General features: G+C 39.5%; 13 protein-coding genes. 3 read left to right on the top strand and 10 right to left on the bottom strand.

What is annotated here, in order from left to right; translation table 11 throughout:
• Positions 1 to 306: 306 nt before the first annotated feature.
• Complete coding sequence (locus O9290_RS25345) at positions 307 to 735, bottom strand: Imm30 family immunity protein (RefSeq protein WP_002760443.1); 429 nt, start codon at positions 733 to 735, stop codon at positions 307 to 309.
• A 14-nt stretch (positions 736 to 749) separates the two neighbouring features.
• On the bottom strand, positions 750 to 1,022 hold the full coding sequence (locus tag O9290_RS25340; RefSeq protein WP_002760442.1) for a hypothetical protein: 273 nt from the start codon (positions 1,020 to 1,022) through the stop codon (positions 750 to 752).
• A 914-nt stretch (positions 1,023 to 1,936) separates the two neighbouring features.
• On the opposite strand from O9290_RS25340, the gene O9290_RS25335 reads away from it, so the two are divergent.
• On the top strand, positions 1,937 to 2,077 hold the full coding sequence (locus tag O9290_RS25335; RefSeq protein ID WP_002760440.1) for a hypothetical protein: 141 nt from the start codon (positions 1,937 to 1,939) through the stop codon (positions 2,075 to 2,077).
• A gap of 152 nt (positions 2,078 to 2,229) precedes the next feature.
• On the opposite strand, the gene recQ is transcribed toward O9290_RS25335, so the two are convergent.
• From recQ to O9290_RS25300, 7 genes are all read right to left on the bottom strand, one after another.
• Complete coding sequence (gene recQ / locus O9290_RS25330) at positions 2,230 to 4,341, bottom strand: DNA helicase RecQ (RefSeq protein WP_288057529.1); 2,112 nt, start codon at positions 4,339 to 4,341, stop codon at positions 2,230 to 2,232.
• Positions 4,342 to 4,484: 143 nt separating this feature from the next.
• Positions 4,485 to 5,096, bottom strand: a complete 612-nt coding sequence (locus O9290_RS25325) for a DUF3318 domain-containing protein (protein WP_002760436.1) — start codon at positions 5,094 to 5,096, stop codon at positions 4,485 to 4,487.
• Positions 5,097 to 5,488: 392 nt separating this feature from the next.
• A complete protein-coding gene (locus O9290_RS25320; protein ID WP_288057528.1) occupies positions 5,489 to 8,848 on the bottom strand; it encodes a helicase-related protein in 3,360 nt (1,119 codons plus the stop codon).
• A gap of 17 nt (positions 8,849 to 8,865) precedes the next feature.
• Positions 8,866 to 9,261, bottom strand: coding sequence for a type II toxin-antitoxin system VapC family toxin (locus O9290_RS25315; RefSeq protein WP_002763455.1), 396 nt, complete (start codon positions 9,259 to 9,261; stop codon positions 8,866 to 8,868).
• Between the two features lie 11 nt (positions 9,262 to 9,272).
• Positions 9,273 to 9,515 carry a hypothetical protein gene (locus O9290_RS25310; protein ID WP_069474553.1) on the bottom strand — a complete coding sequence of 81 codons (243 nt, stop codon included), beginning with the start codon at positions 9,513 to 9,515 and terminating at the stop codon, positions 9,273 to 9,275.
• A gap of 129 nt (positions 9,516 to 9,644) precedes the next feature.
• Positions 9,645 to 9,971, bottom strand: a complete 327-nt coding sequence (locus O9290_RS25305) for a XisI protein (protein ID WP_190359535.1) — start codon at positions 9,969 to 9,971, stop codon at positions 9,645 to 9,647.
• Entirely contained in the window at positions 9,947 to 10,375 is a 429-nt protein-coding gene (locus O9290_RS25300; protein WP_190359534.1) for an element excision factor XisH family protein, read from the bottom strand. The genes O9290_RS25305 and O9290_RS25300 overlap by 25 nt, the downstream gene beginning before the upstream one ends.
• Positions 10,376 to 10,600: 225 nt before the next feature.
• Here O9290_RS25300 and O9290_RS25295 point away from each other — a divergent pair, with 225 nt between their 5' ends.
• The gene (locus O9290_RS25295; protein WP_069474552.1) at positions 10,601 to 10,789 is read left to right on the top strand and encodes a type II toxin-antitoxin system HicA family toxin; all 189 of its coding nucleotides are present in this window, start codon (positions 10,601 to 10,603) and stop codon (positions 10,787 to 10,789) included.
• Positions 10,790 to 11,095, top strand: coding sequence for a hypothetical protein (locus O9290_RS25290; protein ID WP_069474551.1), 306 nt, complete (start codon positions 10,790 to 10,792; stop codon positions 11,093 to 11,095).
• A gap of 334 nt (positions 11,096 to 11,429) precedes the next feature.
• Here O9290_RS25290 and O9290_RS25285 read toward each other — a convergent pair whose 3' ends face one another.
• Positions 11,430 to 15,191, bottom strand: coding sequence for an Eco57I restriction-modification methylase domain-containing protein (locus tag O9290_RS25285; protein WP_288087656.1), 3,762 nt, complete (start codon positions 15,189 to 15,191; stop codon positions 11,430 to 11,432).
• Positions 15,192 to 15,389: the final 198 nt, after the last annotated feature.

Here is a 15,389-nt window from a genome sequence, read left to right as displayed (position 1 = left end):
AACATCATTAGAAAAGTAATTCCTGATGTCATTGACCAGGGAATAAAGGGTTTGCCGTTTAATCCTGTAGTGCTTGACCCACTACGAATGACTAAGCTTTCAGGCTTTTAAGTAAGTTTGAGTAAGTTTAGTTGAGCGGTTTACTTTTGATTTTATTACCCAATCCAGGCTTTTGGGGGGTTGGGGGAAGTCACTGAGTCTCAAATTAAATTAATCAAGGTTGAACAAATGCCAGAAAAAGCGACATTTTTTAAGGGATTACAGATACCAAAATATCATTTTAATTTCTATAAGTCATACAAAAATTTAGGTTAAGATGACCTCCGAGGATGAATTAATATAATTTTTGACGCTTTCTAGTAAAAGTTGATACAAAAAATGAGGTGTTTTTTGATTGGCTAATTCCAGACTATTCTGATAAATTTTAACAGCAGATTCATCATTAATCATTCGATAGTGAATGATTTTTGTCCATTCTGGTGCAGTTATCATTAATTGAGGAATCACTTCAATAAAAGCTTGTATTTGTTGTTGGGTTTCAAAATCTTCTAAAAAATGCAATAAACTAAACATAATTTCAGGATGTTCACAGTTATCATCTAGGATAAGATGTAAGTCTTTTAAATGTTTATCATCAGGATATTTGGCAAGTTTTTCTAATGTTTCCTCAAATAAGTTAATTTCTTGGGGTGTTTTCATTAAGCGATTCTCTTGTAGGATTTTTATTAAATTCATGGGGTTGTTGCTCCTTAATCAAAAAAGGTTGACCAGGTAGTTTTATTAAGTTGAATGAGTTCTTGTAATCCCTTTCTAATATCTGCATTATATAATCCTTGACCTAGATAAATTGAGCGAATATCCCAAACTTCTTGTGCTAAGGTTTGTCGAGGGGAAAGGGTTAAGTCTGGACTTTTACCATAAGATAAGGTTTGACGATGACGACCTCCTTTTCCGGGGGATAAGTGTTCCATCATGATAGCAATTCCTTGATTAGTTGTGTAACCTTTGATTTTCGCTTTCATATACGCATTGGATGGTAGATGATGAGGGGTTAAGTGATCTCCTCTACTACCTAATTTTAACAAGTCGCCGTATGTCCCGACTTTTCCTTCTCCTGTCAGTAGTTTAAATTGAGTGATGTTGTCTCCTTATGATTATTTTAGGCCATAGGTTTATCATAGGTGAATAAAAATCTTATCGCTCTTCTATCTCGGAAAATCCCTGTCAACACATAAGTGCTGAAACTCTTATTTTATAAGCGAGCGCTCGCCTATTTTCTAACAACAACTCGAAAATTTAGTTTCTGTTAGTTATTGATCACCCGAAAGCTTGCCCCGAAAGAAAGCTAGAATTTAGACACGATCAGAGCTTTTTCCTGATAATTAAGCTTTAATGACCCATTTTCCTCTTTTCCCCCAACTCCAGTGCTTCCCAACCCAAAAAAGTAAGGCAGACCTTAGCCTACCTTAAAACAAAGCGAGGTTGATCAACTTTGGGGATGCCGATGCGGATGCAGCGGATGGAATTGGTCTATTACCATATATTGTCGATTATAGCAAGGGTTTTGCTGGTTGCATAGATTCAAATAACAAATAATTATAAGCTTTACCATATATTTTAGTCTATACATTGAGCCGCAAGGACTATCTCTCGTCAAACTGGGTTTCAACCTGAACCTCAGTTCGGGATTAGTCAAAATTCTGAATGTTCTCCTAGCTGATAAACCCTATTCTTTCGTGGAACTGATGGCAAAATCTCTTTAACCGTAACTAACCTTGATTCGGTAAAGATTTTCCTCCTCTCGATCGCCTCGGAGAATTGTGCTGTAAGATATCTTCAGTTTGAATTGTTTATCCTCGCAATCGTAGATGAGAATAAATTTCGGTAGCTTTTGCGGGAATAGATCAATAATCTCAGGAAATTAACGGTTAATTATATGAATTCTGCTAAAATTATCGCCATTATCACGGGAGCAATTTCGATTTTAATCGCCGTTGCCTATTTAATCCTAGTCCAGATTCTTGACTTTCGTAGCGAGATGATTCCCGCTCCCCTAGAAGTTATTTTTCCTGGATGATAAAAATCAGGGTTGAAAATGTTTCAACCCCAGAAAAAGCAATTTTTGAGCGGATTAACCCACTGGTTGTAATACTAAATCCGGTTATTAAAAACTGATTATTTATTATCGCTTTTAAAGTGGAGGGTTGCATCAAAAGAGTTCCTCTGGCCTTATTGCCGGGGTCGTCTTTGCCAAGCAACAACTAATTTAATTTCCTCATAACTATAATTATCTCCCAGATTTTCTTTGAGAGTTTTCAGGGATTGATCACCCACTTTTTTAATCGCTAAACGAATATATTCCTGTTTATTTTTAGAGACTAACTGATTAATATCAATTTCGTAACCCGCTTCCAGCAATTTAGCTAAATGTTCATAGATGGTTGAGACTTTTAAGCTTCTTTTGCGAGCGATTTCTTCCGCATTCAAACCATCTTGATAGTATTGGAGAGTGAGGAATTGAGTAGAGGGAAGACTATCCTGACAAAAATCATTAATTGCCGCTATAAATATATCACCATACTGCTGCACTTTGCTTTGTACTACTCCAGAAATTTGACGAAACTCTCCTAAACTCCGGGGTTTTGATTGGGCCATCAAACGCAGACTAGAATCATGGAAAATAACGTAGGGAGGAACCCCTTGACTATCGGCAATTTTTTTCCGCAGTTGTCGCAAGCGATCAAATAATAAATCACTTTCCAGCGTATTGGGATTGTCGTCTCCCACGATTTGACCGTTAGCTTTTTGGGGGACGGCAATAAACACGGAACGTTGTTTCCGCATCACTTCCCAACTGTGTTGATTAAGTTTCAAGATTCTAAAATTGTCTTCAGTTTCTACCAGTAGATTTTGCTGGACAAGGGAACGACTTAAACGTTTCCACTCCCCGACAGTTTTATCTTTACCGATGCCATAAGTAGATAATAAATGATGTTGATATTGGGTGATTCTTTCACCTTTTCCTCCCCTGAGTACGTTGATTATGTGCATCATACCGAATTTCTGTCCCGTCCGCGCCACACAGGATAAAAATTTTTGTGCTTCGATCGTCCAATCCTGGTTATTTGTACCATTCCGACAGTTATCACAGTTACCACAGTTACCCGCAAAACTTTCTCCAAAGTAGCCTAGTACACTCGATCTTCTACATTCATTCCCTTCGGCATAATCTAACACCTGTCGCAATTGTTGACGAGCTTTCTGTTGTTCATTTTGCTCGGTTTTTTGGTTAATAAAATACTCAATTTTTCTGGCATCGGCAAAGCTAAAAAAGAGGGTACATTTAGCTGGTTCTCCGTCCCTACCCGCACGGCCTGATTCTTGATAATATCCCTCTAAATTGCGGGGTAAATCGTAATGAATGACAAAGCGTACATCCGGTTTATTAATCCCCATACCGAAGGCAATTGTTGCCACCATAATCTGCACATCATCCCGAATAAAACGGGTTTGATTGTTACTTCTTTCCCGATCCTCCATACCCGCGTGATAGGGTAGGGCATTAATACCATCTTTTTGCAACTGTTCTGCAACTTTATCGACGGTTTTGCGGCTGATACAGTAAACTATTCCTGCTCCTTTTTGTCCTTTAATATATTGATACAATTGCTGATAAGATTTACTGGTTTTAGGTTGAACTTCATAATAAAGATTAGGACGATTAAAACTAGCAATATGAATGGAAGTATCTCGCAATCCTAATTGTTGGATAATATCTTCTCTAACCTGTTGGGTAGCGGTGGCAGTTAAAGCCAAAATTGGCACGGAGGGAAAGCGTTGACGAACTTGTTTAATTTGTCGATATTCAGGGCGGAAATCATGACCCCAATCGGAGACACAGTGAGCTTCATCCACTGCTAAACAGGCTAAACCGAGGTAATTATCAATAACAGCTAAAAAATCTAAAAAACTAGGCGATAATAATCTTTCTGGCGCGACATATAACAGTTTAATTTTTCCTTGCAGGATTAAAGATTCTCTTTCTCTGACTTGTTTAGCATTTAAAGTGCTATTGAGAAATGTTGCCCCGATGCCATTATCAGCTAAAGCAGTTACTTGATCCTGCATTAAAGCAATTAGGGGAGAAACCACCACCGTCACCCCTTTTTTGATTAAAGCAGGTAGCTGAAAACAGAGAGATTTACCGCCTCCGGTGGGCATAATTACTAATAAATCCTGATTATTTAAAGCAGCCTCAATTATTTGGCGTTGATTCGGTCGAAATTGATCGTAGCCAAAGTGATATTTTAAGACTTTTTCTAAAGAGTCAATTGCAGCCATTGAGCAAGGGGAAAGATATTTTTATAGTAGTTATTTTAAGTTTACAGACTCTCTGATTTTAGGGAACAGGGAACGCCGGAATGGGTGACAGAGGGGGGGAGATTACCTATTGCCTCCTGACTCCTGACGACCGGCTCCTGACCTTAAGATTGTCTCACCTGATCGGGAACACCAACAAAGGAGAGATTGGCTAATTTTTTCAGATTTTGACAGCGCAATAACTCGTTAAAATTGAGACTCGATCGCCCCTCAATTTCAGCTATAGTCTCAATAGCCGATAATAAACCCTTAGCGGCCTCGGTTTCCGTGTAACCGCGTCTAACGGCCACTTTTAGGGCTGCTTCATCCGCATCTAATTCCCGTTGGGGGCTGCGTTTTTCCCGCCAAATCCGGTTAATTGCCAAGGCAGTTAAACCCCCCGCTACTGCCATACCGACGGCATCGGTTTGCAGGGTTTCCACGGTTAAACCGATCATACCAGCCAGAGCAATTACTCGATCGAGATCGGGTTTAAACCATTTTACTGCCGTTAAAACACAGACAGCCCTTAACAAGACTAAATCCCGTTGGGGTCTTGATAATTGCCGCCAGAGGTCAAAATTAATTGGAATCGGTCTGACTCCTCTTTGCCAGGGCAGGGGAAAATTAGTTTCGATTACCTTACTGCTTTCGGGTTTGCTGACAATGCGCGTCATCATCCGTCCCGAAGCAGGCATGAGGTCTAGTAAATGACTAATCTCGTTGTCTTGGTTCATCGATCGCTGGTCAATAGTCTTCGATCATTGAGTATAATCGCTTTCTGAGTTAATATCTCTTTTCCGACAATTTTCTCAACGAAACCGCGTGAGTCCCTACCGTTCGGCTTTGAGGGGTTCGATGTCCCGAAAATCGCCAATAAATTCTTGCATCTTCCTCAAAATCCTCATGTGTTGATTATTAATGAGGGGATGAAACCAGTCCTGACCGGATCTTGCCAACTCCAAGTAACACCCGAACAGGTGGCCGCTATCGAGGCGACACTGAAAGCGTTTGCGGAAGCTTGCGACTACGTTAACGGGAAGGTGAAGCCGAACCCGATGGAAGAACTGGCGATACAGTCGCTACGTTCATCTTATATTTAATTCCACCCACCTACTTATCGCCGTTTCTAAACTAAAGCCTGACTGCAAATAATGATGGGAATTGGTTGCTCCTCACCTTGCAAGCGGCGGCGATCTAACCAGTCCCGCATCTCATGTTGGCTATATAATTTCTTCAGTTCGCTAAACAAAGCTTCTCCTGTCAGGCTACGGCGCTTAATCAGGTTTAACTCGCGCTTGAGTACAGTGGTAATCGGTTGGCGAAAGGCCTGTTCTAATAGGTTAACCTGCTTGCGGATTTCTTCATCCTGCGTGGTTTTGAACAGTAGTCCCAATTCTCGCAGGACGTAGCGCTGTGCTTGAGTCAGAGAACGGCTGTACTCCCGTTCCGATTGGCGGTGTTGGACTTCTTGGGCAAATTTCACCTTGACTTGCATGACTGCTTGGTTGTAATTTTTGGGCAGCGGCAGTGCTGCTTCTTCTGGGTTGGTTTTGAGCATTCCTAAAATGCGGGCAGTATCTTTTGATCTGATCTCTCCCTGTTCATCGAGCCAATATAATTGCTGGTAGCCCTTCCAATCTTTGCGGTTCGGATAAGAAGCTTCACAGAAGACAATTATGCCCTTATTGAGAGAAAAGCGAGCCGTTCGGATGCCATGAGGCAGGTTAGCTATCCGTTCGTATTCAGCCGGATTTTCTCGCTGGAGTTGTCTGAGAATTTCTTCCGCTTCATTGAGGTCGAGAAATTCTCCCTCATCTTCAAACAAACTTAATTGATGACTACCACTTTTTTCATAAATCGCATACATAGCCTCTTCGTTAAGCTGTTCCGTTGGGTCGAGAATTGCCGCATCCTCCCCGATGGTTTCGTGAATTTCTTGAATGCGGTTTTTGAGTTTTTGCCGTAATCCTAGATTCCGCTCCAATCCCGTCTCTGGGAGAAAATTAAAGCCGTAAACCACATCATTCTCGCTGCCAATCCGATCAATCCGACCAAACCTTTGAATAAGTCGGACGGGATTCCAATGCAGGTCATAATTAACAATCAGGTGGCCATCTTGTAGGTTTAAACCCTCGGCTAAAACATCGGTAGCAATTAAAGTTTTGATTTCCGACTCTCCCTGTTGTAATTTATAGTATTTGTTGGCTTTGGGGGCAAATCTTCCCACTACCCGCGCCTTATTTTTATCGCCACTGTAGATGACTTCTAGATCGTCTCGATCGCCGTTAGGATTGAGGTTTTGATATAAGTAATAGGCGGTATCAGCATACTGAGTAAAGATGAGGCACTTGCTATCTTGCAGCGGAGGTTTATTCAACCAATTTTTGAGAGTTTGTAATTTCGCATCTTTGTCTGGGGTAATTGGCTCAACTAAGTGCAAAATTTTCTCTAGCAATTGGATGTCATGCTCAAGATGTTTCTGTAATATTGTGGCATCAAAATCAGCTATATCATACTTCCCAGATGCCTGACGCAAAGCATCGATAATGTCTTGTTCTTCCCCATTGTTTGGCTCATAGAGAATTGCCTGAGCTTCTTCTCCGGCGGGGATAATTCCTTGGCGTAAAGCTTCTCGAAAGCGTTGATGGACTTGCAGTAATTTCTTAACAGTTTGTTGGAAGGCATAAACGCTAGATTCAAAGCGTTTGAATAACAGGACTCGCATCAGTCCTCTTAAATTTGCTCCCCCGGTTTGTAAACTGAGTAATGGTTCTTGTTTGCGCTTATTTGGTAATACATAATTTCCCAAACCATAACGAGCATAGCAAAGTTCATTTTTACGAGGGTTGGCTGGTTGCCGTTGGCGAGATTTCCCTAAATATTGGCGCAGTTCCTGGTAAAGTCCTTGATAGGTATCTTCAATACTATATTCAATGGTTTGTAGTTCTCTTTTGGGAAAAAACTGATGCTTACCACCCACAATAACGTAAGCGCGTTGATTTCCGTTTAAATAATCCTTGAAATTGTCTGCATCTACGGGTTTATGAGTCTTGGCATCAAAGCCGTACCAGCGTAAAATGTGGTTGCGAGTGCGCCGGATCAAGATATTAGATAACAAGTCAGGTAACTGTTTTTCCCCTTTCTCTACTAATCTAAAATACTCTTTTAGATCGGGCGGATCTATGGGTAAATCTGTCTTATCATCTTGATGAAAGAGCCTAATCTGATGGTAAATATCCCAAGCACTTTTATTGCGAGGAGTTGCTGTTAAAAAACAGCATTGTCTCCCGGCTGCTAAAAAGGCTTCGACGATTTTATATCTTTGGGTTGCGGCATTCCGCAGGTTATGACTTTCATCAATTAAGATAAAATCTCGATCTTTGTATTTAAAATCTTCTAATAAAACTCTGATGCCACTGGTTTCATCTTCCCGCAGCAATCCCATCGATAAAACGCGGGCGTTAAGTTGATAAATTTCGTTGTAGCGTTCCCACATTTCCACCAGTGGCGCTGGACAAATAATTAAGGGGCGGGCTTTTTCCACTTGTTCAAAGCGTTTGACAATGGCAGCACCAATGAAGCTTTTTCCTAGTCCTACCACATCGGAAACGAAACAACCTCCGTACTCGCGGATGAGTTTGATCGCTTGGTTAACTGCTACTTTTTGAAAGTCTGCTAGTTTCTCGGTAATTTCGTTATCTATCATCATTTCGCTGGCAGTTTCTTCTGTCAATCGATCGCGCACGAGCATATAGAGAGTTTTCATATAGATGTCGTAGGGACGTACTGGCATCATCGCCCAAGACTGTTTTAAAGACTGCATCAGTGTTTCATCAAATTCTGTTGCTTCCTGCCAAAGTTGATTGAACCATTCTGTTAAACTGGCGTGGTTTTCATTACCGTGAACGATAACATTAAGTTCGGTATTGTGGGAAATTCCTGATAAAGTAAGGTTAGAAGAACCAACGATAGCAAGGCCTTTTTCTTGACGTTCCAAAGGTTGTCCCTGCTGGTTATAAATTGTCCCGTAGTCGAAGATATAGGCTTTAGCATGGAGTCGCCCTTTAGTATAAACTCGCACCTGAAGGCGTTTTTCTTCAATCATAAGAACCAGATTTTTTACTAAGGTTTCTGCTTGATCTGTTTGGTCCATTAGTTCGACGCTGGAACGAATATTATCGGCGGTTTCTGTTGCCATCTGCTTGCGTTCTGTCCGTTTGGGATATTCTTGTGCTTCCAGATGGTTTTTAATTAATTCTAAGCGGCGGTAGCCTTCTGCTAATTGTTCGATGGTTTCCCGGTTGCTGGTGTTGCCAATCAGGAGGCGCATTTGTGGGATGGTGGCGAGACGAGGTGCGATCGCAGTAAAGCCGGAGAGGAAGAAGTAACCGACGGCAAAATGAGCGGCTTCTGAAGAGTGAAGAATTTGGTTGATGTTATCGACTAATTTTTGCTGGCGATTGTCGATGATGTCGTGGGTAGGCATAGTTCAATTTTTGAATTTTAGGGCTGTAACCAGTTTTCTATTACTAGATTAGAAATATTTTCAAAATGACGAGTATTATCGGTTACTAAAATATCCTGCCGAGAACGAGCAACGCTTGCGATTAAAGCATCTAACTGTCCTGTTGGTTTGCCAATTTTTCTAAGTTCAGATTGAATTTTGCCAAATTCGATTGCAGCTTGTTGATCAAAAGCTATTATCGGTAACTGGTTGGCAAATCTAGTTAATGTATCTAAGTTACGTTCTAGCTGAGTTGAGCAATAAACTCCTTTATATAGCTCCCCTAAGACTAAAGTGGACAGGTAAGATTCCTGATACTTAAGTCTAAAATGTGAAACGACCGTCAGATTCCCTTTGAGAATGGCAATACGGATGTTAGTATCCAGTAAATACATGAATTTTCGGCTTAATCATCGAATTTAATTTCCACACCTAGATCGGCATGGCGTTCTTGGTCAATTTCAGAAAAAATATCATCGAGTTCTGGTTGATTTTTCCATACTCCAATAAGAGTTTCTAAGTCTTCCCACAATAATTTTTTTTGAATTAAATTATCGGGGATTGACCGAGAAATTTTTACGCCATTAGGAAGAGATAAATCCTCTAATAGCTCGATAGTATTGCCTTTGATAATTCCTTGTATTTTCATGGTAGTTTAGGATAAAGCTTGCTCAACTAAGACGGCAGTTTCACGATCTAGAATAGAGAGAGTTTCTTGAATTAATTCTATTGGTAATTCTAATGTTTTATAATTTGTTTTTCCATTTTATTTGTACTCCTAATTAATGGCATATTCTGTGAATTTTCGTTTAAATGGAGAGTGAAATCCGATGACAATATCTGTTTTAGGAATTCCTAGTTCAACTAACTTTTCAGCTACTGAAATTTCTGTGTTGTTCTGTTGAATATAAACTTTATTGTTAATAATATCTAAATGTAAAAGACATCCATAAATCCAATGATTATTATGCCAACCAACTTGTACTAATAAATAATGTTTCCTCAGATCGTCAAAGATTATTTCTAGGGAAATTTCACTAGACTGCTGAATTTTAGCTTGTTCTTCAATTAGGGATTTAACTAATTCAATGTAGTTGATTGCCATTCTACGATCTCCTCTATTTCAGGGTTATAGACAATAATTTTGATTTGATAATGTTCTAGAATTCTTTGAACAAAACGGCTATGACAAAACACTTCATAAGTATCATTAGGGATGGCTAAGTATAGGGTTCTATCAGGTTCAATTTCTGAAAGAGCAAAACGGTAGTTAAGATATTGTCCACAGGCTAAATGTAGTTCTGTAACAATTGAATCTCTTAAGAAACTTTTGATTTCAATGGCAACTTTTTCTCGTTCTTTTTGTGCTGCAATAACTTTTTCTGCTCCTAAGTCCACATAAAAGTTAACATCTTCAAACTCTAAGGTAAAAGGATCATGGGTAATCGTCCAACCTGCTTTTATGAGTGCATTTCGGACAGCATGGTGAAAGGTATCTTTAGCTGGCATATCCTGATTTTAGCAGGTTTTCCTAATTTTAGCATCTTGTAACAATCTTAAGGTTCACAGTCTAGGAAATCCTTCTTGTTATTTCTCCTCTTCTGTGATGATTTCAGATACCCGACTTCTTTAAGAAGTTGACTTCATTTTCCATTGTAGCTTAAAGCCGTCCTAAAAGGACGGGGTTTTAAACCCAAATTTTCGATAAGATAAGTGTAGGTTAAAATTAAGGGTATGAGGGTTCGTGAGGTTATCCGTCGCCTAATTGATGATAGTTGGTTGCAAGTTTCGCAAAAAGGAAGCCATCGTCAGTTTAAACACCCTGTCAAGCTGAGTAAAGTTACCGTTCCTTGTAAACTGTCAGATGATATACCTATCGGAACTTACAAAAACATTCTACGGCAAGCTGAATTGGAGGGTTGAATGACTGAATTGAATAGTATGGTTGTGGTTAAGGATAACGCTATTGAAATAGAGCGTCAAGAAGAGTTAAAAGACTTCCTCCAAGAACAAGAACAACAAGTTCTTGAGCAATTCAAACCGGGTACATTCGGATGTCATGAGTTACTTGACAGAACAGCGATGGTTAGTGATTCCTTGGAGCGTTTTATTGTTTCCCATCCAGCTTGTGTACAAAACCCTGAATGGTACGCTCTAGCAAGACAAGCTGCTGAGGCTCTACATATTCTCTATCAAAAAGTTGGTGCAGCGCATCTCAAGGGAGACTAAGGTTTTGACTAGCAAGAGAGGTTAAGTAGGTAGGTGTTAAAAACTTTCAGATCCCCCCGCCTATCGGCACCCCCCTTATCAAGGGGGGCAGGGGGGATCGGCACCCCCCTTATCAAGGGGGGCAGGGGGGATCAGACCTAAAATCCATTTTTAACTTAATTATAACCAGCTACTTAATAAAGAAATCGAAATTGTGTGATGATTTCAGAAACCCGACTTCTTTAATAATTCGGGTATCTAACCCCTTACAATCCATACAATGCCGCTACTCTCTCATCTATCTCTTTCTCCCATTCTTCACAGTTAACCCCTTTGGCATCTAAGCATTTTTGCACTAATTTAATGATGGGTTTCTTTTCTGTTTCCAAGATTCTAGAGTGTCGCCTTTCAATTCCTTAGTTCTATTTCCATCTCTAATGAAAATTTTACCTTCTAGATAAGCAATTTCTGATAAATCCAGGGGCTTAACTTCAACCTGACAAATTTCTCCTTCAGGAAGCGTAAAAAATTCTACCATCACTAAAACTTTATTAGGATGAAGTGGATAAGGTGTAATTTTTGACTCCATAATTTGTCGTAAATTATTCTCAAAACCATCCTTATTTTTTCCTTTTCCAACAGTATAATCTGGCTCAAGTCCTTTTATTTCTAAATTATCAGAAACTCCAATGAGAAGAGTACCACCATCGGTATTTAAAAAGGCTGTAATGTTTTTTAAGGATGCAAGAAGAACATCTTTATTTTTTGTATTTGTCTTAATATCTACTCTTAGAGTTTCTTTGAACTCTAGTTTGCTTCCTTCACCTTGAGCAATCAGACTCAGAATTGGATGAGATTTCCAGTAAGTAGGAGGCTTTGTCAAAACTCGACTACAGTGTTCTATATGTCTTTCATACTTTTCTTTTACTTCGGCTAATACTCCCTGAGCTTTTGCTAGTTTAGGATAGCGGCGACAGTACCAAAGTTCTATTTCACGAATATCCTCATAGTCTAATTCATAGAGTTGATAAATAATGGCATCAATTTCTTTTTGTTCATGTAAATGATAGGGATAGCTTTGATTATGCTTTTGTTGATTAATAATACTTTCAACTAAAGTTTTGATTCTATCGTGCAAATCAGGACTTAATGAAGGTAATCTCAGTCGTGTTAAAACTTCTTCCCCTGTTTCAACTGTATGGGATACATAGCTCTTGAGTAAATAACGAGAGACAATAGAAGTTAAAAATCCTAGTAAAACTCTTGATTCAATCCCTCTAACAAAAATAGTTGAACCTTTATTGCCAAAAATACAGCCACTTCCCAATCGAAAAGTAGGACTATAAATACCAGTAGGCGAAAATGTTATCCCCTCTTGAAAATAATATTCTGAGTTTTGAAAACGAGAGGCAATCCTTTGTTCCTCTTGTGGTTCAATCTTATTGAATTCTTTTTTTCGCCGTTTAACATCAGCAATAGTAGCAGTGCGGAGGCGATGGACAGCATCTCTTGACCAATCTATCAAATATTGTGTCGGTACATAGTAATTGGGAAGCCAACCTTCATCAGTATTACTTTCGCCGCCTTTATCAAAGGGCAGAAAACAGCGATTATTATACTTATTGAGAGCTACTCCATTTAGTTTTTCATCATCACTTAAGCCTGCAATATCAGCATCAGTAAGTAATTTACTATCGTCTAATATTTCATAACTTCCCCTTGCTCCTCTACGTTTACGAAGATAGTAATCATTGTCACTCGTTTGAAGTCCTACTTTTACATCAGCTATTGTCCCCAAGCGAGAAAAATTACTATTGCTCAACAACTGATAAAGCTTGGGTGAACCGATGAAAAGTGACAAGTTATCATAAGTAGCTATCAAAGATTGGGGATAAGTATAACGAGCATAATCTATCGTTTGTAAATCCACACTATGAGCAGCGATCGCATCTAGGTTCTCAGTTAGTTTATTCCAGTCCCCGATTTGAAGGCTACGCAAATCTGCGGCGATTAGATCATGGCTTTCAGATGCCGTATTTTTAGCAACGGTCAAAATACAAGTATTAACTGTAGCATCAAAAACCCAAGAAGGCAGATCGATAAAATGAGCAATAGTGGTACTTTCAAGAAATCGCTTTCTTAAAGGTTTGTGAGTTTTAATAGTCCGCCAAGTATCAGAAACTATGTAACATAATTGACCGCCAGAACGTAGCAACTGCAAGCCACGGGCCATGAATAAACCATAAGTATCTTTGGATTGTGCGCCATCAGTCAGACGGTCAAAATAGAGATCGCGCACCCTGTCACCAACAGTCGCACCATAAGGCGGATTAGCTAAGACAATATCAAACCCCTTTTGTGAAAAAACTTCAGCAAATTCTACGGCCCAATCAAATCCGTTAACCTTATTACTTCCATGGGTTATCAAAGCAATTTCAGCTTTAAATTCATTGATTTTTTGTTTTAAAATTTGCTTTTGAACTCCTTCACTCATTGTCAGATAAGAGTTTTTTGCATCTCTATATTGGCGAATTATCTGGCCTCGAAGAGTGTACTGTCCTACATTCTCTGGATTAGGAGCAGTGAGACTATCACCAGATTCAATCTTAAAATCTAAGTTAGGTAACGGTTCAGGATGCTCACCGTCAAATTCTACAGTTAGTGATAGCCAAAGACGTAATCGAGCAATATTTACCGCAAATTCATCAATATCTACACCATAGAGATTATTTTGAATAATATTGAGTTTACGGTGGTAATCATCACGAGCATTTTCCGGTTGAGCGCGGGTGTCAAGCAAACGAGTAAGCGAATGTAGTTCATGCAGCATACCTAATAGATAAGCGCCACTTCCACAAGCAGGATCTACTATTTTCACTTCGCTCAGTTTCTGCAAAAGATCACGAGCTTTTGGAACGTTTATCTGCTCTACATTATGTTCATCAACTAAGGCTTCATAGCCTCCTAAATATCCCTTCAAAGCCTCCCGACACATAAAAGAAACAATCGGTTTAGGTGTGTAATAACTACCTGATTTATGTCTTCCCGTGACTAATTCCTCAAACACTTTTCCCAACATTTCTGGGTCCACTGCTACCTCCACATCAAGGGGTGTACTCTCAGTCACCGTGAAATTAAAATTACTAAAAAGTTTATGTAAGATAACATCGATCGCCTGATCGGGTACTATTATATTAGGATTGCGGTCATCCTCATCTTGTTCAAATAATCCCCCATTAAGATAGGGAACTGTGCCAATTATTTGCCGAAGAAAACCACCGTTATTGATACTAATAATATCCGTTTGTTGGGGATTATTCAGTCCCGTAAAAAACAGATGAGTCAAGCGATTATGATAAAAGTTTTTGTCCGAGGTGCTGTTATCATTCTGATAATCCTGCCATAATGTTTCTAGATAGTCTGTTTGTTCGTTAAACTTCAGCCAACCCTTTTTCTGGATAAAAACAATAAACATCAGGCGATTAAACAGCTTCTGAGTAAATAGTCTTCTCTGGTCAGCATTAGGGAGAGTTTTGGTAATTAATTGCTCAACTTTTTCAAAGACCGAGCGATACTGTTCAAAAAATTTCTTAGTAACTTTCTCAACATCAAAAGCTTCATCATGACGTTCCTGAATCGCTAAAGGAGACTCGGAACTAATATTATCTAAATCCAGTAAACTTAGGCGTTCTGTGGCGGTTCGTAACTGTTCCCCCGGACCCACTGTAATTCGCCGCAAGACTTGCCTTTTTTCTTGTTTTACATCATATTTAACATTGATAAAATGCCACCGTTCTTGGTGGAAATCAGAGAAAACAAAGAGAGTGTAGGGATGGTTTTTTAGCAGTTGAGTGACGACAAGACGCTCTAAATTGAGCAGCAGTTGCTTAGAGTTGAGACGAGCATAAATAACCTGAAAATCTTCCCCCCCAGAAGCTAATAGGATTGGATCTTCTGCTAATGCTTCTACTGCTTTATCTGGCCAATTGCGTCGGGACAGGGTTTGATTTTCTCGCTCGTAATTTAACTCAGACCAGAATAATTTTTTGAGCGCATCCAATCCTCTCAGGGATGAAAGAAGGTCATAAACTGACTGCCGAAGTTCAATATCACTCATAAGTTTTCCCACGACTTCTCATTTAGGTTTACTTTCTCTAAGTAGCTGGTTATAAATCCCCCCTTGATCCCTAGGGTTGATTCATGGCAGGGTTGATTCATCGTAGGGTTGATTCATCGTAGGGTTGATTCATCGTAGGGTTGATTCATCGTAGGGTTGATTCATCGTAGGGTTGATTCATCGTAGGGTTGATTCATC

The sequence above is a fragment of the Microcystis sp. LE19-41.2A genome (assembly GCF_027530405.1).
GTDB classification, from domain to species: Bacteria; Cyanobacteriota; Cyanobacteriia; order Cyanobacteriales; family Microcystaceae; genus Microcystis; species Microcystis aeruginosa.
Note: the sequence above shows the minus strand (reverse complement) of the source record. Positions and strands in the feature narration are given on the sequence as shown.

Excerpts from the sequence above, each read along its gene's own strand:
- O9290_RS25335 (WP_002760440.1), top strand. The coding sequence starts at position 1,937 with ATGAATTCTGCTAAAATTATCGCCATTATCACGGGAGCAATTTCGATT.
- recQ (WP_288057529.1), bottom strand. The coding sequence starts at position 4,341 with ATGGCTGCAATTGACTCTTTAGAAAAAGTCTTAAAATATCACTTTGGC.
- O9290_RS25310 (WP_069474553.1), bottom strand. The coding sequence starts at position 9,515 with ATGAAAATACAAGGAATTATCAAAGGCAATACTATCGAGCTATTAGAG.
- O9290_RS25340 (WP_002760442.1), bottom strand. The coding sequence starts at position 1,022 with ATGAAAGCGAAAATCAAAGGTTACACAACTAATCAAGGAATTGCTATC.
- O9290_RS25315 (WP_002763455.1), bottom strand. The coding sequence starts at position 9,261 with ATGTATTTACTGGATACTAACATCCGTATTGCCATTCTCAAAGGGAAT.
- O9290_RS25320 (WP_288057528.1), bottom strand. The coding sequence starts at position 8,848 with ATGCCTACCCACGACATCATCGACAATCGCCAGCAAAAATTAGTCGAT.
- O9290_RS25300 (WP_190359534.1), bottom strand. The coding sequence starts at position 10,375 with ATGCCAGCTAAAGATACCTTTCACCATGCTGTCCGAAATGCACTCATA.
- O9290_RS25325 (WP_002760436.1), bottom strand. The coding sequence starts at position 5,096 with ATGAACCAAGACAACGAGATTAGTCATTTACTAGACCTCATGCCTGCT.
- O9290_RS25345 (WP_002760443.1), bottom strand. The coding sequence starts at position 735 with ATGAATTTAATAAAAATCCTACAAGAGAATCGCTTAATGAAAACACCC.
- O9290_RS25295 (WP_069474552.1), top strand. The coding sequence starts at position 10,601 with ATGAGGGTTCGTGAGGTTATCCGTCGCCTAATTGATGATAGTTGGTTG.
- O9290_RS25290 (WP_069474551.1), top strand. The coding sequence starts at position 10,790 with ATGACTGAATTGAATAGTATGGTTGTGGTTAAGGATAACGCTATTGAA.
- O9290_RS25285 (WP_288087656.1), bottom strand. The coding sequence starts at position 15,191 with ATGAGTGATATTGAACTTCGGCAGTCAGTTTATGACCTTCTTTCATCC.
- O9290_RS25305 (WP_190359535.1), bottom strand. The coding sequence starts at position 9,971 with ATGGCAATCAACTACATTGAATTAGTTAAATCCCTAATTGAAGAACAA.